Annotated in this window: 17 protein-coding genes and 1 tRNA gene; 12 read left to right on the top strand and 6 right to left on the bottom strand. The window is 60.4% G+C overall.

Translation table 11 applies throughout. From position 1 onward, the window contains the following. The first annotated feature begins 167 nt into the window (after positions 1-167). The 5 genes from AMK00_RS10005 to hflX all read left to right on the top strand — a co-directional run bounded on the left by AMK00_RS10005 (position 168) and on the right by hflX (position 6,475). Entirely contained in the window at positions 168-2,438 is a 2,271-nt protein-coding gene (locus tag AMK00_RS10005; RefSeq protein WP_064810275.1) for a sensor histidine kinase NtrY-like, read from the top strand. After that, positions 2,428-3,792 carry a nitrogen assimilation response regulator NtrX gene (gene ntrX / locus AMK00_RS10010; RefSeq protein WP_011425228.1) on the top strand — a complete coding sequence of 455 codons (1,365 nt, stop codon included), beginning with the start codon at positions 2,428-2,430 and terminating at the stop codon, positions 3,790-3,792. The genes AMK00_RS10005 and ntrX overlap by 11 nt, the downstream gene beginning before the upstream one ends. A gap of 62 nt (positions 3,793-3,854) precedes the next feature. Beyond that, positions 3,855-4,718 (top strand): D-amino-acid transaminase, encoded by an 864-nt coding sequence (locus AMK00_RS10015; RefSeq protein ID WP_064810276.1) that lies wholly within the window; start codon positions 3,855-3,857, stop codon positions 4,716-4,718. Between the two features lie 111 nt (positions 4,719-4,829). Further along, positions 4,830-5,072 (top strand): RNA chaperone Hfq, encoded by a 243-nt coding sequence (gene hfq, locus AMK00_RS10020; protein ID WP_003539403.1) that lies wholly within the window; start codon positions 4,830-4,832, stop codon positions 5,070-5,072. Between the two features lie 14 nt (positions 5,073-5,086). Next, entirely contained in the window at positions 5,087-6,475 is a 1,389-nt protein-coding gene (hflX, locus tag AMK00_RS10025) for a GTPase HflX (RefSeq protein ID WP_406869903.1), read from the top strand. A 284-nt stretch (positions 6,476-6,759) separates the two neighbouring features. On the opposite strand, the gene mazG is transcribed toward hflX, so the two are convergent. After that, positions 6,760-7,599, bottom strand: coding sequence for a nucleoside triphosphate pyrophosphohydrolase (gene mazG, locus AMK00_RS10030; protein ID WP_064810277.1), 840 nt, complete (start codon positions 7,597-7,599; stop codon positions 6,760-6,762). Positions 7,600-7,605: 6 nt separating this feature from the next. Then, positions 7,606-8,193 (bottom strand): deaminase, encoded by a 588-nt coding sequence (locus tag AMK00_RS10035; RefSeq protein ID WP_064810278.1) that lies wholly within the window; start codon positions 8,191-8,193, stop codon positions 7,606-7,608. 268 nt (positions 8,194-8,461) lie between these two features. Here AMK00_RS10035 and cysG point away from each other — a divergent pair, with 268 nt between their 5' ends. From cysG to AMK00_RS10060, 5 genes are read left to right on the top strand one after another with little or no spacing between them, the layout of a single operon-like run. Continuing rightward, positions 8,462-9,898, top strand: a complete 1,437-nt coding sequence (gene cysG / locus AMK00_RS10040) for a siroheme synthase CysG (protein WP_064802398.1) — start codon at positions 8,462-8,464, stop codon at positions 9,896-9,898. Positions 9,899-9,900: 2 nt separating this feature from the next. Then, the gene (locus AMK00_RS10045; protein ID WP_010014500.1) at positions 9,901-10,215 is read left to right on the top strand and encodes a DUF2849 domain-containing protein; all 315 of its coding nucleotides are present in this window, start codon (positions 9,901-9,903) and stop codon (positions 10,213-10,215) included. A gap of 8 nt (positions 10,216-10,223) precedes the next feature. Next, on the top strand, positions 10,224-11,894 hold the full coding sequence (locus AMK00_RS10050; RefSeq protein ID WP_064810279.1) for a nitrite/sulfite reductase: 1,671 nt from the start codon (positions 10,224-10,226) through the stop codon (positions 11,892-11,894). A gap of 10 nt (positions 11,895-11,904) precedes the next feature. Next, on the top strand, positions 11,905-12,417 hold the full coding sequence (locus AMK00_RS10055; protein WP_011425236.1) for a DUF934 domain-containing protein: 513 nt from the start codon (positions 11,905-11,907) through the stop codon (positions 12,415-12,417). 37 nt (positions 12,418-12,454) lie between these two features. Beyond that, complete coding sequence (locus tag AMK00_RS10060) at positions 12,455-13,666, top strand: UbiH/UbiF family hydroxylase (protein ID WP_064810280.1); 1,212 nt, start codon at positions 12,455-12,457, stop codon at positions 13,664-13,666. Here AMK00_RS10060 and AMK00_RS10065 read toward each other — a convergent pair. Both AMK00_RS10065 and AMK00_RS10070 read right to left on the bottom strand, forming a co-directional pair. Further along, positions 13,634-14,596, bottom strand: coding sequence for an AEC family transporter (locus AMK00_RS10065; RefSeq protein WP_064810281.1), 963 nt, complete (start codon positions 14,594-14,596; stop codon positions 13,634-13,636). The two genes, AMK00_RS10060 and AMK00_RS10065, sit on opposite strands and share 33 nt — an antisense overlap. 46 nt (positions 14,597-14,642) lie before the next feature. Further along, a complete protein-coding gene (locus AMK00_RS10070; RefSeq protein ID WP_064810282.1) occupies positions 14,643-15,392 on the bottom strand; it encodes a cytochrome c biogenesis CcdA family protein in 750 nt (249 codons plus the stop codon). A 210-nt stretch (positions 15,393-15,602) separates the two neighbouring features. On the opposite strand from AMK00_RS10070, the gene AMK00_RS10075 reads away from it, so the two are divergent. Together AMK00_RS10075 and AMK00_RS10085 are read left to right on the top strand one after the other, a co-directional pair. Then, positions 15,603-15,678, top strand: a tRNA-Lys gene (locus AMK00_RS10075). A 999-nt stretch (positions 15,679-16,677) separates the two neighbouring features. Further along, positions 16,678-17,820, top strand: coding sequence for a PAN domain-containing protein (locus AMK00_RS10085; protein WP_064810284.1), 1,143 nt, complete (start codon positions 16,678-16,680; stop codon positions 17,818-17,820). 39 nt (positions 17,821-17,859) lie between these two features. Here AMK00_RS10085 and AMK00_RS10090 read toward each other — a convergent pair whose 3' ends face one another. Then, positions 17,860-18,978 carry an HNH endonuclease gene (locus AMK00_RS10090; RefSeq protein WP_145924199.1) on the bottom strand — a complete coding sequence of 373 codons (1,119 nt, stop codon included), beginning with the start codon at positions 18,976-18,978 and terminating at the stop codon, positions 17,860-17,862. A gap of 59 nt (positions 18,979-19,037) precedes the next feature. After that, entirely contained in the window at positions 19,038-20,786 is a 1,749-nt protein-coding gene (locus tag AMK00_RS10095; protein WP_064810286.1) for an ATP-dependent nuclease, read from the bottom strand. Positions 20,787-20,867: the final 81 nt, after the last annotated feature.

Raw genomic sequence — 20,867 nt, forward strand, 5'->3', positions numbered from 1 at the left:
AATGGAGCGCGTTGCATTTTCGCCACAATGCGTTGCTTAAAGGTCACGCAAGGGTTTTGGACATTTCGCTCCCGATCGAGTCGTTCCGACGCTGGCTCTCCTGAGCCGGCGTTCTTTGGTTTCGGTCGGATGGCGGGACGGCGGGGTGCCGTCTGGAGAGAGGCCGAATGACGCAGGATGGGGTAGCGCCGGCGGCGGCGGGCGAGACGGTGACGACGGTGACCGATCGCCGCGCCCTTTTCGCCGTGCCCGGCCTGGTGCTCGCCGGCGGCGCGCTTCTCTGCGCCACGATCACACTCTTCATCCTGCTTGGCCTGACGCCGATCGCGCCGACCTCGCATGTCGTCATCACCTCGGTGATCGTCAATTCCTTCTTCGTCCTGACATTGCTGGCGCTGATCGCCCGCGAGGTGTCAAGGCTGCTCAAGGCGCGCACACGGGGCAGGGCGGCCGCGCGCCTGCACATTCGTATCGTCGTGCTCTTCTCGATCGTCGCGATCACGCCGGCGATCCTCGTTGCCATCTTCGCCAGCATCACACTGAATGCCGGCCTCGATCGCTGGTTTGCGCTGCGCACCCAGTCGATCGTCAGCTCGTCGCGCAATATCGGCCAGGCCTACATGATGGAGAACGCCAGCTACCTGCAGGGGCAGACGGTCTCCATGGCCAACGACCTGGAGCGCAACCGTGCCCTCTACAGCCTCGACAGGACGGGCTTTGCCGAACTGATGACGCGCCAGGCAAGGGGCCGCGGCCTGCTCGGCGCCTTCCTCGTCGAAAGCGACGGTTCGGTGGTCGTCCAGGCCGATATCACCACGGAAAAACCGTTGCCGGCCATTCCGCAGGATGCGCTGGAAAAGGCCGCGGCCGGCCAGCCGACGCTCATTCCGCCCGGCGTCACCAACCTCGTCGGCGCCATCATCAAGCTCGATGCCATTCAGGGCACGTTTCTCTATACGGTGCGGGCCGTCGATCCCAAGGTCATGGGCGCCATGCGCATGATGGAGGAAAACGCCACCGAATACCGCTCGATGGAGGCCAACCGCTTCTCGCTGCAGATCGCCTTCGCCGTACTCTACATCGGCTTCGCGCTGATCGTGCTGCTTGCGGCGATCTGGACAGCGATTGCCGTCGCCGACCGCATCGTGCGGCCGATCCGGCTGCTGATCACGGCGGCCGACAGCGTTGCATCGGGCAATATGGATATCGTCGTGCCGGTGCATGCCGTCGATGGCGACGTCGCCAACCTGTCGCGCACCTTCAACAAGATGATCTCGGAAATCCGCACCCAGCGCGACGAGATCCTCGAGGCCAAGGACGAGGTCGACGACCGCCGGCGCTTCATCGAAGCGGTTTTGTCTGGCGTTACCGCCGCCGTTATCGGCGTCGAACAGGATCGCCGCATCGCCATCGTCAACAGTTCTGCCGAGACGCTGATGTCGCTGTCGGCCGACGAGATGCTCGGCAAGCAGCTGGCCGACATCGCGCCCGAGGTCGATCAGGTGCTGACCGAGGCGGCGGTGCGTCATCGCGGCGATTTCCGCAAGCAGATCGCGCTGGTGCGCGGCGGTACGGTGAGGACGCTGAGCGTGCAGGTCACCCGCGAGGAAGTGCGCGACATGAGCGAATCCTACGTGATCACGCTCGACGATATCACCGATCTCGTCATCGCCCAGCGCTCGACCGCATGGGGCGACGTGGCAAGGCGCATAGCCCACGAGATCAAGAATCCGCTGACGCCGATCCAGCTGTCCGCCGAGCGCATCCAGCGCCGCTACGGCAAGCAGATCAACCAGGACGACCGCACCGTCTTCGACCAATGTACCGATACGATCATCCGCCAGGTCGGCGATATCGGCCGCATGGTCGACGAATTCTCCGCTTTCGCCCGCATGCCGAAGCCGACCAAGGAGCCGAGCGACCTGCGCGACATCCTGCGCGACGCGATCTTCTTGCGCGAGATGGGCAATCATCACGTCACCTTCCTCTCGGAGTTTGGCGATAAGCCGCTGGAGGGCCTGTTCGACAGTCGCATGCTTGGCCAGGCTTTCGGCAATCTGATCAAGAATGCCGTGGAATCGCTGGAAGCCGTTCCGAGTGATGAGCGCGACGAGCGCAAGGTTCTCGTGCGCGCCGCGCTCGATGTGGCCCGCGACCGTTTCACCGTCGACGTGATTGACAATGGTCGCGGCCTGCCCGTGGAAAACCGCCACAGTATTCTGGAACCCTATATGACGATGCGCGAGAAGGGCACCGGCCTCGGCCTCGCCATCGTCAAGAAGATCATCGAGGAACATGGCGGGCAGCTCGAGCTGCATGATGCGCCCGCTGATTTTGACCGGGGAAGAGGGGCCATGATCCGCGTGCATCTGCCACGCCTGGAGCCAGCGCCCGCCGCTCCCGCAGCCAATGACAAGGAAAGCGCTTATGGCCTCTGATATTCTCGTCGTCGATGACGAGCACGATATTCGCGAGATCGTTTCCGGCATTCTCTCCGACGAAGGCCATGAGACCCGCACGGCCCATGACAGCGACAGCGCACTGGCGGCGATATCCGATCGCGTGCCGCGGCTGATCTTCCTCGATATCTGGATGCAGGGCAGCAAGCTCGACGGACTGTCGCTGCTCGACGAGATCAAGACTCGTCATCCCGATCTCCCGGTCGTGATGATATCAGGCCACGGCAACATCGAAACCGCGGTCTCGGCGATCAAGCGCGGCGCTTTCGATTTCATCGAAAAGCCCTTCAAGGCCGACCGGCTGATCCTGATCGCCGAACGCGCTCTGGAAAACTCCAAGCTCAAGCGCGAGGTTTCCGAGCTGAAGCGGCGCACGGGCGACGCCCTGGAGCTGATCGGCACTTCGGTCGCCGTCTCGCAGCTGCGCCAGACGATCGAGAAGGTGTCGCCGACCAACAGCCGCATCATGATTCTCGGTGCATCCGGTTCCGGCAAGGAGCTGGTGGCGCGGATGATCCACAAGAAGTCGGCCCGCGCCAACGGCCCGTTTGTCGCGCTCAACGCTGCCAACATCACGCCCGATCGCATGGAAGTGGCGCTCTTCGGCACCGAAGGCACGCCCGGCCAGGCGCGCAAGATCGGCGCACTCGAGGAAGCCCATCGCGGCATTCTTTATCTCGACGAGGTCGGCGAGATGCCGCGCGAGACGCAGAACAAGATCCTGCGTGTGCTTGTCGATCAGCAGTTCGAGCGTGTCGGCGGGTCCAAGCGCGTCAAGGTCGACGTCCGTATCATTTCCTCGACCGCCTATAATCTCGAAAGCCGCATCGCCGAAGGCTGGTTCCGCGAGGATCTCTATCATCGCCTGGCCGTCGTGCCGGTGCGCGTGCCGCAGCTTGCCGAGCGCCGCGAGGATATTCCCTTCCTCGTCGACCAGCTGATGCGCCAGATATCAGAACAGGCCGGCATTCGTCCGCGCCGCATCGGCGACGACGCCATGGCGGTGCTGCAGGCGCATGACTGGCCGGGCAATATCCGCCAGCTGCGCAACAACATCGAGCGGCTGATGATCCTTGCCCGCACCGACGGCCCGGATACGCCGATCACCGCCGACATGCTGCCGACCGACCTCGGCGACATGCTGCCCAAGGTTTCGGCCAAGAACGATTATCACATCATGACGCTGCCGCTGCGCGAAGCCCGCGAGATGTTCGAAAAGGATTATCTGATTGCCCAGATCAATCGCTTCGGCGGCAATATATCGCGCACCGCCGAATTCGTCGGCATGGAGCGCTCGGCGCTGCACCGCAAGCTGAAGTCGCTCGGCGTCTGATCCTGTCGGCGCGGCCCGCCGCCGCGCTGCGTCCCTCCCACATCCCGAAGATCAAGTTTCCCATGCCGAGAATTGCCTATGTCAATGGCCGCTACGTCAAGCATTCCGATGCCAGCGTGCATATCGAGGACCGCGGCTACCAGTTCGCCGACGGGGTCTACGAGGTCTGCGAGATCCGCCACGGCTATATCGTCGATCTCACCCGCCATCTGAACCGGCTCGGCCGTTCACTCGGGGAACTCAGCATCGCCTGGCCGATGAGCCGGGCCGCACTGACGCAAGTCATTCGCGAGACGCTGCGCCGCAATCATGTGCGCAACGGGCTTTTCTACCTGCAGGTGACGCGCGGCGTCGCCCGCCGCGACCATGTCTTCCCGGCCGAGGGCACGCCGCCCTCGCTCGTCATCACCGCAAAGAGCACCGATCCGAAGATCATCGCCGCCAAGAATGCCAACGGTATCAAGGCGATCACCGTCACCGACAACCGCTGGGACCGCGTCGACATCAAATCCGTCGGCCTGCTGCCGAATGCCATGGCCCGCCAGCAGGCTAAGGAAGCCGGTGCCCAGGAGGCGATCTATGTCGATGGCGACGGCATGGTGAAGGAAGGGGCGGCGACCAATGTCTGGATGGTCGATTCGGATGGAACGCTGGTGACCCGTCCGGCCGAACACGGCATCCTGCGCGGCATTACCCGCACCACATTGATGGATGTGGCAGCCAAGCTGGGCTTGAAGATCGCCGAGCGGAATTTCTCTGTTTCCGAAATGCTCGCGGCCCGCGAGGTCTTCCTGACGGCAGCCACAAGTATCTGTTTTCCGGTCGTTTCCGTCGATGGTCTGCCTATCGCCAACGGCCATCCCGGCAGCGTCTCGCAGAAAATCCGCGAAGCCTTTTTCGACGTTGCGGAAAAGATTGCGATTTGATACCAAGATTTGCTGGACCGGTGGAATGAGGGTGTTGCCGGTCTCGCATGGAGAGGTTGATTGATATTCTACCGGCCAACACGGGTCGGCAATAAAGAAAGAAGCGGCGCGATGGCGGAACGTTCTCAGAATTTGCAGGACTTATTTCTCAATACTGTTCGCAAACAAAAGATTTCCCTGACAATCTTTTTGATCAACGGCGTGAAACTCACGGGTGTTGTTACCTCCTTCGACAATTTCTGTGTTCTGCTTCGCCGTGACGGCCACTCGCAGCTCGTGTATAAGCATGCGATCTCGACGATCATGCCGGGTCAGCCCATGCAGATGTTCGAGAGTGAAGAAGCCGCGTCCTAACAGGATCAGCCGTCATTTCGACACGCGATACCAAGAGCGATTCGATCATCCCTGAGGCCGCCAAGCACAGGGACGATATGCGCGCGACCGTCGTCGTGCCGGTTCTGAAATCGCGCAACCGCGGCGGCCAGACCGAATCGGCCTCGACCCGCACCCCGGAAAGCCGGCTTGAAGAGGCGACGGGCCTTGCCCAGGCGATCGACCTCGACGTCGTCAACGGTTCGATCGTGCCGGTCAATGATCCCAGGCCGGCGACGCTGCTCGGCACCGGTAAGATCGAGGAGATCAAGGCGCTTCTCGACGAGCGCGATTCCGGTCTCGTCATCGTCGATCATCCGCTGACCCCGGTGCAGCAGCGCAATCTCGAAAAGGAATGGAACGCCAAGGTCATCGACCGGACGGGCCTGATCCTCGAGATCTTCGGCCGCCGCGCCTCTACCAAGGAGGGCACGCTGCAGGTCGATCTCGCCCATCTGAACTATCAGAAGGGCCGGCTGGTCCGCAGCTGGACCCACCTCGAACGCCAGCGCGGCGGCGGCGGCTTCATGGGCGGCCCGGGCGAAACCCAGATCGAAGCCGACCGAAGGCTCTTGCAGGACCGCATCATCAAGCTCGAACGCGAACTGGAGCAGGTCGTGCGCACCCGCCAGCTCCACCGCGCCAAGCGCCGCAAGGTGCCGCACCCGATCGTCGCGCTCGTCGGCTACACCAATGCCGGCAAATCGACCCTGTTCAACCGCATTACCGGCGCCGGCGTACTGGCCGAAGACATGCTCTTTGCGACGCTCGACCCGACGCTGCGCCGCATGAAACTGCCGCACGGCCGCACCGTCATCCTGTCCGACACGGTCGGTTTCATCTCCGACCTGCCGACCCATCTCGTCGCCGCCTTCCGCGCCACCCTGGAAGAGGTGCTGGAAGCCGACCTCATCCTGCATGTCCGCGACATGTCCGATCCCGACAACCAGGCGCAGAGCTCCGATGTGATGCGCATTCTCGGCGATCTCGGCATCGACGAGGCCGAAGCGGAGAAGCGGCTGATCGAGGTGTGGAACAAGATCGACCGGCTGGAGCCAGAGGTCCACGACACCATGGTGCAGAGGGCGACGGGCGCCAGCAATGTCGTCGCCGTCTCGGCCGTCAGCGGCGAGGGCGTCGACACGCTGATGGATGAGATCAGCCGCAGGCTTTCCGGCGTGATGACCGAAACGACCATCCGCCTTCCCGTCGACAAGCTGGCGCTGCTGCCCTGGCTCTACGACCACGCCATCGTCGACGGCCGCGAGGACAATGAGGACGGCTCGATTACGCTCGACCTGCGCCTCTCCGAAACCGAGGCCGCCGAACTCGAACGCCGCATTGGCAACGGCCCGAAGCCGCCGCGTGAGGATTGGGAGCGGTGAGGCACTCCCTTCTCCCCAGCGGGGGTCCGAAGGACGGGTCGAGACCTGTGGCTCGACCCCGGTCGGTGGCCCGAAGGGTCGGATGAGGGGCACACGGCACGCCCTTCATGCTCTTCTTCGCTCGCGCTGAGGGTGAGCTATCTCCGGCGACTTTAACCCACCCTCCGTCATGCTCGGCCTTGAGCCGAGCACGCGGCATCCGCCAGCAGTCGTGGCATGGGTCCTCGGCTCAAGGCCGAGGACGACGGAGAGTGGAGTTGGTTCCTCGCCAAACTCAGCCTGACCTACCCAGCCACGAGCGCTCTTTCGATCGCCTTTGCAGCCTGCCATATCTCTTCCATCCGCTTAAGGCTGGCCGCCTCCAGCGTCTCGCCTTCCGCTTCAAGAACGTTCTCGATGTGCTTGAAGCGACGCCGGAATTTCGTATTCGTGCCACGCAGTGCATCTTCCGGATCAGCCTTCACGTGCCGGCCGATGTTGACGACCGCGAAAATCAAATCGCCGAGTTCGTCGCTGACCTTCGCCCGGTCACCTTCCCGAAGCGCCACCCGCAATTCGCCGATCTCCTCCTCGATCTTGTCGAGGATCGGCTCGGGCGCCGACCAGTCGAAGCCGACCTTGGCGGCGCGTTCCTGCAGCTTCAGCGCCTCGGTCAGCGCCGGAAAGCTACGCTGCACCGAGCCTAAGAAGCCGCCCTTGAAATCCTCGGTGATGCCGCGCCTGGCCCGGCGCTCGGCGCGCTCGCGTTTTTCCGCCTGCTTGATTTCGTCCCACTGGATCTTGACTGCATCGGGCGTATCGGCTGCCGAGCGGGCAAAGACATGCGGATGGCGGCGGATCATCTTGGTGGTGATGGCGTTGACCACGTCGCCGAAGGAGAATTCGCCGGCCTCCTCGGCCATGCGGGCGTGAAAGACGACCTGTAGAAGCAGGTCACCGAGTTCATCACAGAGATCGTCCATATCGCCGCGCTCGATCGCGTCGGAGACCTCATAGGCTTCTTCGATCGTGTAGGGCTTGATCGTCTGGAAATTCTGCTCGATATCCCAAGGGCAGCCGGTTTCGGGATGGCGCAGCGCCGCCATGATCTCGATCAGCCGCGAAATGTCTTTGGAAGGTTCCATGGTGCCTCAGTTCAGGGGAATGTCGTTGGCGCTCTTCGACGACTGGTAGGTGGAAGACAGCGCATCGTAGCGCACCTTGATGTGGGCGGTCTGCGCCTTCAGCGCCGTCTTCCGGGAAGCCTCCTCGGTTTCGACCAGATCGGCGATGGCAAAGCTGTTCCAGAAGGCGTTCTGCCTGCGATAGCCGCCGGGTTCAAGCCCGAAGACCTCCTTCAGGATCTTCAGGTCGTGCGGAATGGCGAAAGCATCGCGGGAATCCTCATGGCTGAAGAAATAGTAGAAATTGTCGAAGCCCGCCCAGGTGATCGCCGACATGCACATGGTGCAGGGTTCGTGGGTCGACAGGAAGATCAGCTCCTTGGTCGCCGGCCTGTCGCCGAGCTCGTAGAAGCGCTTCAGCGTATGCACCTCGCCGTGCCAGAGCGGATTGTCGAGCTCGTTATTGGTCTCGGCGACGACGAGCGACAGATCGGATTTGCGCAGGATTGCCGCGCCGAACACCTTGTTGCCCAAGGAGACGCCGCGTTCGGTCAGCGGCAGGATATCCTCTTCGATGACCGAAAGCAGGCGGGCGGCAATGGTCTTGTCGGGCATTGATGGTCTCCGGTTTTGCCCCAGTCTATCGCCTTGGCGGCACGAGCGAAATGCGGCAAACGCCGGTGGACGACGTTTGTCACAGGCTTTACACTGCACCGCAACAAAGAGAGTGGGAACAGGTGGTTGTCGTCGGCACGGTTGACTTTTCTCAAATCGCCGATGAGGCGAGCAAAAGAATACGCGCTTGCCGGGGCTTTCGAATTTCTGTTCCTTCAATCGCTTGTCGATCACGGGCATATTCTGGCAACTTCGAAGTGGATTGGTAATGTCTCCCAAGACTGAGCAGCTTTCGGTATTTCCAGCTTTCTTTCGCGTGGAAGCCCAGAAGACGGCTGTCTTCGGCAATGGCGATGAGGCTTTCGCCAAGGTGCGGCTGCTCTTGAACACGAGGGCACGGATCGTCGCCTATGCCGAGCGGCCGGAAGCCGATTATCATGCCTTCCTGATCGCCAACCGCATCGAGACGGTGCGCGCCGGCTTTGCCGCCGGCCAGGTCGAGGGTGCGGCCCTCGTCTTTGCCGCCACCGGCGATGAGGCCGAAGATCGCCGGATCGTCGATGCCGCCCGCGCCGCGAAGATCCCGGCCAATGCCGTCGATCAGCCCGATTACTGCGATTTCTTCACGCCGGCGCTGGTCAATCGCGCCCCGGTCGCCGTTGCGATCGGCACCGAAGGCGCGGGACCGGTTCTAGCGCAGATGATCCGCGCCCAGATCGACCAGCTTCTTTCCCCTTCGCTCGGGCGTCTGGCCGCGCTGGCGACGAGCTATCGCAAATCGGTCGATCAGCTGGTTCCCCGTGGTGTTTCCCGCCGAGTCTTCTGGCGCCGATTCTTTTCCGGCCCCGTTGCCGACGCAGTCGCCAATGGCAACCTGCCGCAGGCCCGCCATGCCGCCGACCGGCTGCTCTCTTCGATGGATAAGGTCGCCGGCCATGTCTGGCTTGTCGGCGCCGGTCCGGGGGCTGAGGATCTGCTGACGCTGCGCGCCCAGCGCGTGATGATGGAAGCCGATGTCATCGTCTACGATGCGCTCGTGCCGCAGGCGATCGTCGATATGGGCCGCCGCGATGCCGAACGCCTTTCAGTCGGCAAGCGCAAGGGCTGTCATTCCAAGTCGCAGGAAGAGATCAACGAGCTGCTCGTCGATCTCGGCCGCCAGGGCAAACGCGTCGTCCGGCTCAAGTCAGGCGATCCGCTGGTCTATGGCCGGGCAGGGGAGGAGATGGCCGCCTTGCGCGCCGCCGGCGTTACCTATGAGGTCGTGCCCGGCATCACCTCGGCCTTCGCAGCCGCTGCCGATTTCGAGCTGCCGCTGACGCTGCGAGGCGTCGCCTCCTCGCTCGTCTTCACGACAGGCCACGATCTCACCGGCGACGTGCTGCCCGACTGGGCAAGCCTTGCCGTCTCGGGCGCGACGATCGCCGTCTATATGGGCCGCACGGTTGCCGCCTCGGTCGCCGAGCGGCTGATGCAGGCCGGCATTCCCGCCGAAACAACAGTCGCCGTCATCGAGAATGCCAGCCGCACCGAGCGGCGGCTGCTGCATGGCACGCTCGCCGATCTGCCCGATTTGCAGCACCGCGACGAGCTGACTGGCCCTGTGATGGTCATTATCGGCGATGCGGTCGCCGGCGCCAATTTCGAACTGTCCGAGCCGCTAGTGCGTGCGAACGCCCCGCTCGAGGAACTTGCAAGGAGCTGAATATGGGTGACAAGGTCCTGACCGCCAACCGGCTGACGGACGGCATTGCCGTCTGGCTGGATGCCAACGGCAAATGGTCGACCTCGCTGCAGGAGGCGCTTGTCGCCCGTCACAACGAAGCCGTCGAAGCATTGGAAGCCATTGGCAAAAAGTCCTATGCCGACAATGAGGTCGTTGACGTGGCCGTCGTCGACGTTCAGGAAACCAACGGCATTCTCTGGCCACTTCGCCTGCGCGAGCGCATCCGCGCGCAAGGGCCGACCATGGAATATGCGCCGGGCTACGCTCCTGCCGATCCCGAATTCATTGCAGTCTGAGGAAGACGATGTACCGTTACGACGAATTTGATCATGCCTTTGTCAGCGAGCGCGTCGAGCAGTTCCGCGACCAGGTTCAGCGCCGCCTTTCCGGCGAGCTTGCCGAGGATGCGTTCAAGCCGCTGCGCCTGATGAACGGCGTCTACCTGCAGCTTCATGCCTACATGCTGCGCATCGCCATTCCCTACGGCACACTGAGCGCACGTCAGCTGCGCATGCTCGCCCATATCGCCCGCACCTATGACCGCGGCTATGGCCACTTCACCACGCGCCAGAACCTCCAGTTCAACTGGCCGAAGCTGTCTGACATTCCCGATGCGCTGGCCGATCTTGCGAGCGTCGAGATGCATGCGTTGCAGACCTCCGGCAACTGCATCAGAAACGTCACCGCCGACCACTTCGCCGGTGCTGCCGCCGACGAGATCGCTGATCCCAGGCCCTATGCCGAAATCCTGCGCCAGTGGTCGTCCGTCCATCCGGAATTCTCTTTCCTGCCGCGCAAGTTCAAGATCGCCGTGACAGGTGCCGAGCGCGACCGCGCCGCCATCCAGGTCCATGATATCGGCCTGCACCTGAAGAAGAACGACAAGGGCGAGATCGGCTTTGCCGTCTATGTCGGCGGTGGCCAGGGCCGCACGCCGATGATCGCCAAGCTGATCCGCGACTTCCTGCCCGAGGAAGATCTGCTCTCCTACACCACGGCGATCGTGCGCGTGTACAATCTGCACGGCCGCCGCGACAACAAGTACAAGGCCCGCATCAAGATCCTCGTGCACGAAACCGGCACCGAGGAGCTGACGCGCCAGGTGGAGGCCGAATTTGCCGCGCTGAAGGATAGCGAACTGAGGCTGCCGGAGCAGGATGTCGAGGCGATCGCCGCTTATTTCGCGCTGCCTGATCTTCCCGAGCGCGCCGAGGGCTGGGAAAACCTCGCCCGCTGGAAGAAGGCCGATCCGGCTTTCGCCCGCTGGGTCCAACAGAATGTGCAGCCGCACAAGAACCCCGATTACGGCATGGTGACGATCTCGCTGAAGCCGATCGGCGGCATTCCGGGCGACGCCACCGACGCGCAGATGGATGCGGTCGCCGATCTCGCCGAGAAATATGCCTTCGACGAAATCCGCGTCAGCCATGAGCAGAACCTGATCCTGCCGCATGTGGCGCTGGCCGATCTCGAAGCCGTCTATCGCGGCCTCGTCGCCATCAATCTCGCCGAAGCCAATGCAGGCCTGATCACCGATATCATTGCCTGTCCGGGGCTGGACTACTGCGCGCTCGCCAATGCGCGCTCCATTCCGGTCGCGCAGGAAATCTCCCGCCGCTTCGGCAATCCCGAACGCCAGGCCGAGATCGGCGAACTGAAGATCAAGATCTCCGGCTGCATCAATGCCTGCGGCCATCACCATGTCGGCCATATCGGCCTGCTCGGGGTGGAGAAGAAGGGCGCCGAGCTCTACCAGATCACGCTCGGCGGTTCCGGCGACGAACATACCTCGATCGGCGAGATCATCGGCCGCGGCTTCGAGCCGGACCGGGTGACCGACGCGATCGAGACGATCGTCGACACCTATCTCGGCCTGCGTCTTGATCAATCCGAAACCTTCCTCGCGGCCTATCGCCGCGTCGGGCCGCAGCCTTTCAAGGATGCGCTCTACGGCTCGGCCGCCGAAGCGGCTTAAGGAGGGGATGATGACGAAGATCTGGAGAGAAACCGGTTTTGTCGACAACGATCCCTGGCTGATCGAAACCGACGAGGTGAAGGCAACAGGCGAGCAGAAGCCGCTGCTCAGCCTCGATGAACTGATCGCAAAGGCCGATGGAAGCAACGATGCCGGCCTCGGCGTGCTGATCAAGCCGGCCGACGACGTGCGCCGGCTGGAGCCTTATCTCGATCGCCTCGCAATCGTGGCGGTCGCCTTTCCCGCCTTCAACGACGGCCGCGCCTTCAGCCATGCCTCGCTGCTGCGCCAGCGCCTCGGCTACACCAGCGAGCTGCGCGCCGTCGGCGACGTGCTGATCGACCAGGTGCCGCTGATGCTGCGTGTCGGCATCGACAGCTTTGCCGTGACCAACGCCACGGCGCTGAAGCGGCTTGCCGAAAACCGTCTGCCCGCCATTCCCCATCATTATCAGCCGGCGGTGCGTGACGCCGAAGCCGGCAAGGGCTATAGTTGGCGCCGTCAGGCGAAGCCGGCCGCATAAGCGACGGGTCCGCCTCTTTACGATGGCGGAATATAGCATGAAGACATTCGAAATCGCGGTGATCGGTGGCGGCCTCGCCGGCATGATCGCCGCTATTGCGCTTGGCCGCGGCGGCCGCAGCGTGGCGCTGGTGGCTCCCGTTGCTGCAAAGGAGGACCGGCGCACGACGGCGCTGATGGATCAGTCGATCCGCTTCCTCGACCGCCTGACGCTCTGGGAAAAGCTGCGCTCGGCGGCGGCGCCTCTCACCAGCATGCGCATCATCGACGGCACCGACCGGCTGCTGCGCGCGCCGACCACCACGTTCCGCGCGGCCGAGGTCGGCCTCGATGCCTTCGGCTACAATTTCCCCAACAAGGCGCTAACCGAGATTCTCGAAGCGGCCACGGCCGGCGAGGGCAATATCACCCGCTTCACCGATATGGCCGAATCGATTGAGATATCAACCGAGAGAGTGTCGATCACGCTTGCCGGCGGCGAGACGCTGACGGCAGATTTCGCCGTTGGCGCCGACGGCCGCGGCTCGAAGCTGCGCGAGGCGGCAAGTATCGGCGTGCGCAACTGGTCCTACCCGCAATCGGCCATGGTGTTGAATTTCGCCCATTCGCTGCCGCACCAGAACATTTCGAGCGAATTCCATACCAAACACGGCCCTTTCACCCAGGTGCCACTGCCAGGAAGCCGCTCCAGCCTTGTCTGGGTGCAGGATCCCGCCGAAGCGGCCGCCCGCCTGGAGCTGCCGCTGGCCGAGCTGGGCTCTCTCGTCGAGACGCAGATGCAGTCGATGCTCGGCAAGGTGAGCATCGAGGAAGGCGTCCAGGTCTGGCCGCTGTCGGGCATGATGGCCCATCGTTTCGGCAAAGGCCGCATCGCGCTGATCGGCGAGGCCGCCCATGTGTTCCCGCCGATCGGGGCGCAGGGGCTGAACCTCAGCCTGCGCGATATCCTGGCGCTCACCGACATTCTCTGCGACCGGGCGGAACTGCCGGTGCCGGCCGATGCCGGCGAAAGCTTCGACCGCCGCCGCCGCGCCGACATCATGACGCGCACGGCGAGCGTCGATCTGCTCAACCGTTCGCTGCTTTCCGATTTCCTCCCCGTGCAGGTGCTGCGCGCCGCAGGCCTGCACATCCTCTCGGCCATTCCGCCGCTGCGCAACCTCGTCATGCGCGAAGGCATCGAGCCCGGCCGTGGTTTTCGCGATATTCCCGATGCTCTACGGGAAAAGCTGAAGCGAAAAAAGGCCTGAGCGGATCGTAATCAGCCAGAGCGAAACGGTGGCCACCGAAAGCACTGTCGTGATCAGGATCGTCGCCGAGGCGCGCTCCTGCCACACCCCATATTGCTGGCCGATGACGAAGACATTGGTCGCCGTCGGCAATGAGGCGAGCAGCACGGCCGCCTGGATCCAGACCGGCTCGAAACCGCCGACAGCGGTCAGCGCGATGAAAACCGCGATCGGATGCAGGATCAGCTTCGCCGGCACGATATAGGAAATCTCCGCCGGAATCCGCTTCAGCGGCCTCAGCGCCAGCGTGACGCCCATGGCGAAGAGGGCGCAGGGAGCAGCTGCCTGAGCGAGGTAGTCGACAAGCCGCTGAAAGGCCAGGGGCTGGTCGATGTGAAAGGCGGCGACGGCAAAGCCTGCCGTCGTCGACAGGATGAACGGATGCAGCGCCACCTTGCGGGCGATATCGGCGGCGAGCCGGCCGGGCGAGCGCTTGTCGTCGCCGGCTGCCGCCATAAGCGCTGGCGCCACGATGAAATGCAGCGCGTTTTCGAAGCAGATGATCAGCGCCACCGGCACGGCAGCGCCTTCGCCGAGCGCCAGCAGCGCCAGCCCAGGCCCCATGTAGCCGATATTGCCATAGGCGCCGGCAAAGGACTGGATGGTGCATTCATCAAGCGGATTGCGGCGCACGAAACGGCCGATGACAAAGAGCAGGACGAAGACCGCATAGGTCGCGGCGATGTCGGTGACAATGAAATCGACCCGCGTCAGCTCTTCGATCGGCGTGCGCGAGACGAGCTTGAAGAACAAAGCGGGCAGGGCGGCGTAGATGATGAAGGTGTTCAGCCAGCCGAGCGCCTCGGCCGGCTGCTTCGTCACCTTTGCGGCGACGTAACCGATCAGGATCAGGCCGAAGAACGGCAGGAGCAGGCTGACGATATCGGCCAAGGGAAAGTCCGGTTTTCGCGGGATGGTCGGCGGGGAAGAATCTCTTCTAGCCGATTTGCATCAGGATCGGAAAGGTCTGCTGGAACCAGATCGCCACATCGCTGACCCAGCCGAACAGGAAGGCGAGGCCGGTGAGGATGAGGAAGACGCCCATCACCTTTTCCACCGTGCCGAGATGGCGGCGGAAGCGCGACAGGAAGCGCATGAAGGCGCCGGAAAAGCCGGCGGCGATCCAGAAGGGAATCGCAAGACCCAGCGAATAGATCGCAAGCAGCCCGGCGCCGGAGCCGACCGTCTCGCGCGAGGCAGCGACACCGAGAATCGCGCCGAGCACCGGCCCGATGCAGGGCGTCCAGCCGAAGGCGAAGGCAAGGCCCATGACGTAGGCGCCGGTCAGTGTCGCCGGTTTGCCGCCGCCCTGGAAGCGCGCCTCGCGGCCCAGAAATCCGATTCGGAAGAGGCCGAGGAAATTCAGCCCCATGACGATGATGATCAGCCCGCCGATCTTGGAGAGCAGGTCGAGATGCTGGCGAAGCGCCATGCCTATGCTGGAAGCTCCGGCGCCGAGCGCCACGAAAACGGTGGCAAAGCCGAGCGTGAAGAATAGCGCCGAGAACAGCACGCCGCGCCTGACGTCGGGCGCCACCGCCACCGCGGAGCCTCCACGGAACTGCTCTACCGATATGCCGGCCATATAGCAGAGATAGGGCGGGACGAGGGGGAGTACGCAGGGTGAAAGGAAAGAAAGCGCCCCTGCTATCAAGGCGCTCCACAGGGAAATATCGGCAATCGACACGCATTCTCTCCGGCTGCATCTGCGCCCTGTTCCTAGCGTCGCAGGCTCGGGATTGCCAATCACCTTTTTGCGTGGGCGAGAAATCTGCCTTTGCGTGCGAGAGAAATATGCCCTAGCTTCGCAAAAGCCGAATTTTTCGGTTGACCGCAATGGGTCACCTGCCTATGTTCCGCCCACTTCCAGCCGGGGTGCCTCACACCCGCGGAGAGGGAGAGCGTAGCTCAGCCGGTAGAGCAACTGACTTTTAATCAGTAGGTCTCGGGTTCGAACCCCGACGCTCTCACCACTTATCCTATTGATAACTAGGCGCTTTGGCGCAATCATCAATGGTTCCCGTTTTTGATAACGGGAGCCAAAATGCTGCAATTGTCCTGGGATGGAGCGCGGTGTCCCGAAAAAATCCCGAACCATTCCAGCGCCTCAGATGCTGCCAGGTGTTGACACTTTCCCGGCTGATTTTGTTCACCGCCGAGAGCAGTTTGTCCCTGCATCCTCTCGTGTCTGATTCCCAGGCGAAGTCTGCTTCAACGTAAATACGTTTGCCGTCGGCCGTATATTGTATTTCACGGATGACCGACGCTGGAACCCATCCCATTGTCTCGGTCAGCCAGGACGGCTCAGTGATCTGTACTTCTCTGCAGTCATCCTTGCATCCTATTATTCGGACCATGGTTGAAGTGTCGATGCTGCGATAGTAGGTCTTTCGTGAGTTGCTCGCCTTCTCATTTATGAACTTCTCAGCGGCCTCGTTTGGCTCCGCCCTGACCTCTTAAATGGCGTTTGCCACCCTGATCATCCCCATGCCACAGCGCTTCTCTTCCGCAATACGCAATTCGCGCTGGCGGCCCGCTTCGGCAAGCAGGCGAGCCCTTTCAGTTGCCTCTTCCGCGCTTGCTCAGCATCCGCCAGCGCCTTCATCACTCTCGGCAGGTCCGCATGTGACGCCGCGCCATAATCACGGTAGATGTTGAGATAACAAAAGGCACTTGCCCCGGCGGAAAGAAGCACGGCAGCCAGCGAAAGATAGACCATCGTGCCAAGTGATCGGACTGTTCTGGATATCCGCGATTTACGTTTTGCGGACAACAGCTCTGATACCGACCAGAGGATTGAGGCCGCCACTGCAGATAGGCCGACAAAAAACCAAGCTTGGTACATAAATCCCCGTCGTTGCGGGAGACATAAACAAATTGAACCTTTGCTTGCAAGAAGCGTACCTCCGTCACATTTACACTTTGACTTTCTTCATACGAAGTCGCTTACTCGCCGTGAGGTGGAAAGGGGTATGGTTGTGAGTGTGCGCGTGTTTCTTTCTGCTATTGTGGTTCTGATCTGTGCGTTTGAAGCCAGAGCCGCAGATGTCCAGATCGACCAGCTGAAGGACGATATCTACATCATTTCTGTGGTCGGCGAGTTCAAGGAGGGCGATGACAATCGCTTTAAGAACCTCGCCATTTCGACCAACAAGGCAGTCGTCTTCTTGGACAGCCCCGGTGGATTGGCAGGGGTCGGAATGGAAATCGGCCGCACAATTTCGATCAAGGGCTTCTCGACCGCCGTAGCCGAAAACACGATATGCGCCTCATCTTGCGGGCTGGTTTGGCTGGCGGGGAAGCACCGGTTCATTACGCCGACCTCCAAGGTCGGTTTCCACGCCGTCTTCAGTGACACGTCAGGGCAGCAAACCGTCAGCAGCGCAGGGAATGCCCTCGTCGGATCGTATCTTCAGCAACTTGGCCTTAGCGCAAACGTCATTGTCTATGTTACCGACGCCGCGCCAGCCTCCATGCAGTGGCTGACTGCCGCTGACGCGAAACAGATCGGATTAGATATTGATCTTTTGGCGGGCGATGCACCTGCACAACCTTCAGCACCTGTGCCCTTTGGAGGGGATACGACTGCGAGCTACGCTCCCACGACTGTCACCGTCACGCCTCCAGTTCAGTCGCAAGCGCCGCTGTGGCGGATATTCGAGCATACCGATCTGCCGGGCTATGACCTGCCAGACATGCCACTGAAGCTATTCACGGTCGAAGACTGCAAAATAGAGTGCGACGGCAATGAGCGGTGCCGTGCGTTCACGTTTAATGAAACGCACAACGTTTGCTTCTTGAAGGGCATGGCGACAGAGGCGCTTCAGTTCAGCGGGGCGGTGTCTGGCTATAAGGGCGGCGCTGGTGACATTATGCGCGTGGGGCAAGACTTCGGTCCTTCGCTCGATTTCCGCACGAGCAAGAATGTGGAAATCATGGGCAAGCCATTTGCTAAGTTTTCCGGTTCGTCGCTCGCGGCGTGTCAGGATCAATGTGTCATCACGCAGAGCTGCCAAGGCTTCAACTATTACAGGAACGGCATGTGCGTCATGCTCAATGTCCGAAAGCCAACTCGCAACAACTTGTTGTCGGTGGCCGGGGCCCGGTCGAATTAATGCGGCTGAGCCCGTGGCGAGGCAGCCCGGAGAAGAGGCCTAGATCGACAATCGAAACCGTTGGATGATGTCGGTCAATATCCTGGTTGGATCGCCCTGAGCAGCTTTGGCTAGGAGCATCTGTTCAAGGTCCTCGTTTGTTACGAAGATGATCAACTTTCCATCCAGAAGCCATTTCTCCCGAACTGTGACATTCGCACCTTTGCTCGGTCCGTATCGGCAGACGATTATTCCGAGCTTCCCAACGCCAGCTTCCTTCAGATAGTTGCCTATCTGGTTGACGCTTTCTTTTTTGATTTGTGTGGCATGGTTCTTGGCGTCGACTACGATATAGTCTGCGGCATATCGATCTCGAAGGTAGCGCCAAAAGCCCCCCTCCGCATAGTTCGGGAATATGAAATCCCGTCTGTTGGTTTTTGTAGCATCAGAGTGCTCGACTTGCGGATCAGCAAGCGGTCCGCAAAAGAGATGAGTGAGAACAGTCCCGACTATTTTTTGATAATCCGCCCAATGCTCCAGGCCCTCAGGGCAATTTCGCAGTCGATTGACGAGGCGCTGCTCTCGGGAAGTGCGGTCACGTACTTCTAAAAGACGCTGCTGAAAGAACGTATCGGGGGTGTTGACGATTTGTTCTTCAAAAGAATCGAAGATGCTGAGCGCGTCCCAAACCTCCACTTGAAGCTTACTGAATTGTTCGAGCGTAGCCTCATCCATCACTCCGGGATACGCCAAGACCAGTTGTGCATCTTCGGATATAGCCGCATAGCGCCTCAGCTGATCAAGTGTTGCCCTCACGCGTTGAGGTGTAAATTCGGAAAATCCCTTGCATTCAATAATGAGCCTCTTTTGCCTGCGTTTCACTTTACGTGAGGCCAAGAGGTCAGCGCGATAGCGAGAGCCTGTGATAACCTCGTCAAGAGCAATTTCAGAAAAATCAGGGTGTTTCGTGAGTAAGGCTCCAAGGTATGCCACGAACTGATGTTCCGAGGTCGAATTGCAAGCTGCGCATATGGTCAAGAGATTGGATCGCTCACGACGTGCGTTTCCACGAGCATAGGCAGGACGGAGGTGGTGAATGCTACTTGTGCTGGGTGTGAGGCTTTCGCCACAAATGTAACAGGTGAGCTGTTCGTCTGGCGGCGACGTCCAATTGTCCATTTTCATACTCCTGATCTATCAATCACGAACGCGTGGGCCATCGCGATGGATAACACTCTTCATTCACCATCGATAAGCGCAGCTTCTAAATCAGTGATCTTTGACCACTCTACGCATCCTTTTGGTAGGTGAGCTTCGCGGTCGATAAGGCCACGCAGCAATTGTGCTATGACTTTCTTTCGATCAGGTTCAGTCTGCAGAGCCCGCACTGCGGAGTAAGGTTTTTCCCCGGTTAAGGCCGTATCAAAGAAAGCCGCTTCAAAATGGACTTTTGATGCGACAAGGCGAACCGCTTTAGTTGCCAGCTGTTTCTCAACTGCCACCAAGATATTGCTGTTTGTTGTCCACGCCGGATTCACAATCTCCTTGTTCTCGCCAGTCTTTCTGTCTTTGCTCATTGTCTTAGGTCTGTCGGTGTCGTGAAGAATTGCGTAATTAGCCCCAAACTCATTCAATATCTTTGCCAATGACGCGATAGTGGCCTTTCCTCGGGCGCGAATGACGTGAACGTCCGAGAAGGACTTGTCTTCCTCTATAATCATTCGAAATGCCGAATATTCAGTATCTCCTTCAACTATCACCACTCGACCGCCGAAGAAGAATTCAGCCACGTAGGGATCGAAAAGGTTCAGTAATTTGAGGTTGGCCTTGTCGTCGGTGTTTAACTTCGCGGTTTCCGGTCGGAACAACGTTGTTCCAACAACGTGGCCTTTTGCTTTCCTCTCGACTCTGACAATCGACGTATTGTCGCGCGAGAGGTCGATGAATACAGGCGAGTGCGTGGTAATCATGATCTGCCAACCTTCTTTCGAGGCCAGGTCATACAATACCCTGCATGCATCGCGTATGGCGTTTGGGTGCAAGCACAATTCCGGTTCATCGATCAAAAGGACGTTTGCCTTTTTCTGATCACTCGCCGAATCCTTCAAGAATTTCAACGTGGCCCACAACATGGTACGCCGAGCGCCACTTCCTTGAGACTCAAGGTCGGACATATGCCCCTCCTTGTGCCCCATAGTCAGGCGGCCACCTTCCGGAAACAGTTTAATGGTCGAATCCGATGCGTCCGTGGATTGGATGAACCGGACTGCGTGATCAAGGAATATCGAGGAAACAATCTCGTTCAGTTTTGTTTCGACATCTTCGATTTTTTCTTTGTTGTGGTCCAGAGTCAGCTTCTGGAATTCCGACACATCTGCAAGGAGCTTCTCATAGAGGTTCACTCCGTCCTTTGAGATTAGCTTTGCAGAATCTACAATCGCGGTGCGCAAAAGATCGTGTATCTGCTTTGCTTGTGCTTCAGGCGGATCAAACGCCCTAACCGGATGGACGGCTGGCCTCCGCGCGTTAGCAACGTTGGCATAACCCCAAGGTTTCTTATCGTCCCACTCCTGCTTTTCCACGTTCCAGCCGAACCTCTTCCCCTTTCCTTGGTCATTCCAGACCCACTTTTCCTTGACGTATTTCTTTCCAACATCAGCTATCGGCTTGCCATCGAAGTCTCCGATCCACTGTTTACCGGGGTCTCCGGTGATCACCTCGGTGACCAATTCGATTTCGACCGGCTCCTCAGGATTTACTTCGCCGTTTGGAAAGTCTTCGGGTTTGAGTTTCCCAGCGTTAGACCCTTCGCTCATCGCTATTTCATACGCCCTCAGTATGGAGCTTTTGCCGGAATTGTTTGGTCCAACGAGAACAACAATGTCATCGAGATCGACACGAACGGCTTGCGGTCCGATGCACCTAAAATTCCTCACCGAAAGGGAGCGCAGCTTCCCTCGTTCCAACTCGCTCTGGACCTCAACCATTGCTGCTCCTAATCGCCCAACGTAGAATCGCGCAAGCAAGATAACAACTTTATCGAGAGTCGAGGATAGCGATTTCAAGTA

Source organism: Rhizobium sp. N621 (genome assembly GCF_001664325.1).
GTDB classification, from domain to species: Bacteria; Pseudomonadota; Alphaproteobacteria; order Rhizobiales; family Rhizobiaceae; genus Rhizobium; species Rhizobium esperanzae.

Excerpts from the sequence above, each read along its gene's own strand:
- AMK00_RS10005 (WP_064810275.1), top strand. The coding sequence starts at position 168 with ATGACGCAGGATGGGGTAGCGCCGGCGGCGGCGGGCGAGACGGTGACG.
- ntrX (WP_011425228.1), top strand. The coding sequence starts at position 2,428 with ATGGCCTCTGATATTCTCGTCGTCGATGACGAGCACGATATTCGCGAG.
- AMK00_RS10015 (WP_064810276.1), top strand. The coding sequence starts at position 3,855 with ATGCCGAGAATTGCCTATGTCAATGGCCGCTACGTCAAGCATTCCGAT.
- hfq (WP_003539403.1), top strand. The coding sequence starts at position 4,830 with ATGGCGGAACGTTCTCAGAATTTGCAGGACTTATTTCTCAATACTGTT.
- mazG (WP_064810277.1), bottom strand. The coding sequence starts at position 7,599 with ATGGAACCTTCCAAAGACATTTCGCGGCTGATCGAGATCATGGCGGCG.
- AMK00_RS10035 (WP_064810278.1), bottom strand. The coding sequence starts at position 8,193 with ATGCCCGACAAGACCATTGCCGCCCGCCTGCTTTCGGTCATCGAAGAG.
- cysG (WP_064802398.1), top strand. The coding sequence starts at position 8,462 with ATGTCTCCCAAGACTGAGCAGCTTTCGGTATTTCCAGCTTTCTTTCGC.
- AMK00_RS10045 (WP_010014500.1), top strand. The coding sequence starts at position 9,901 with ATGGGTGACAAGGTCCTGACCGCCAACCGGCTGACGGACGGCATTGCC.
- AMK00_RS10050 (WP_064810279.1), top strand. The coding sequence starts at position 10,224 with ATGTACCGTTACGACGAATTTGATCATGCCTTTGTCAGCGAGCGCGTC.
- AMK00_RS10055 (WP_011425236.1), top strand. The coding sequence starts at position 11,905 with ATGACGAAGATCTGGAGAGAAACCGGTTTTGTCGACAACGATCCCTGG.
- AMK00_RS10060 (WP_064810280.1), top strand. The coding sequence starts at position 12,455 with ATGAAGACATTCGAAATCGCGGTGATCGGTGGCGGCCTCGCCGGCATG.
- AMK00_RS10085 (WP_064810284.1), top strand. The coding sequence starts at position 16,678 with ATGGTTGTGAGTGTGCGCGTGTTTCTTTCTGCTATTGTGGTTCTGATC.
- AMK00_RS10090 (WP_145924199.1), bottom strand. The coding sequence starts at position 18,978 with ATGGACAATTGGACGTCGCCGCCAGACGAACAGCTCACCTGTTACATT.
- AMK00_RS10095 (WP_064810286.1), bottom strand. The coding sequence starts at position 20,786 with ATGGTTGAGGTCCAGAGCGAGTTGGAACGAGGGAAGCTGCGCTCCCTT.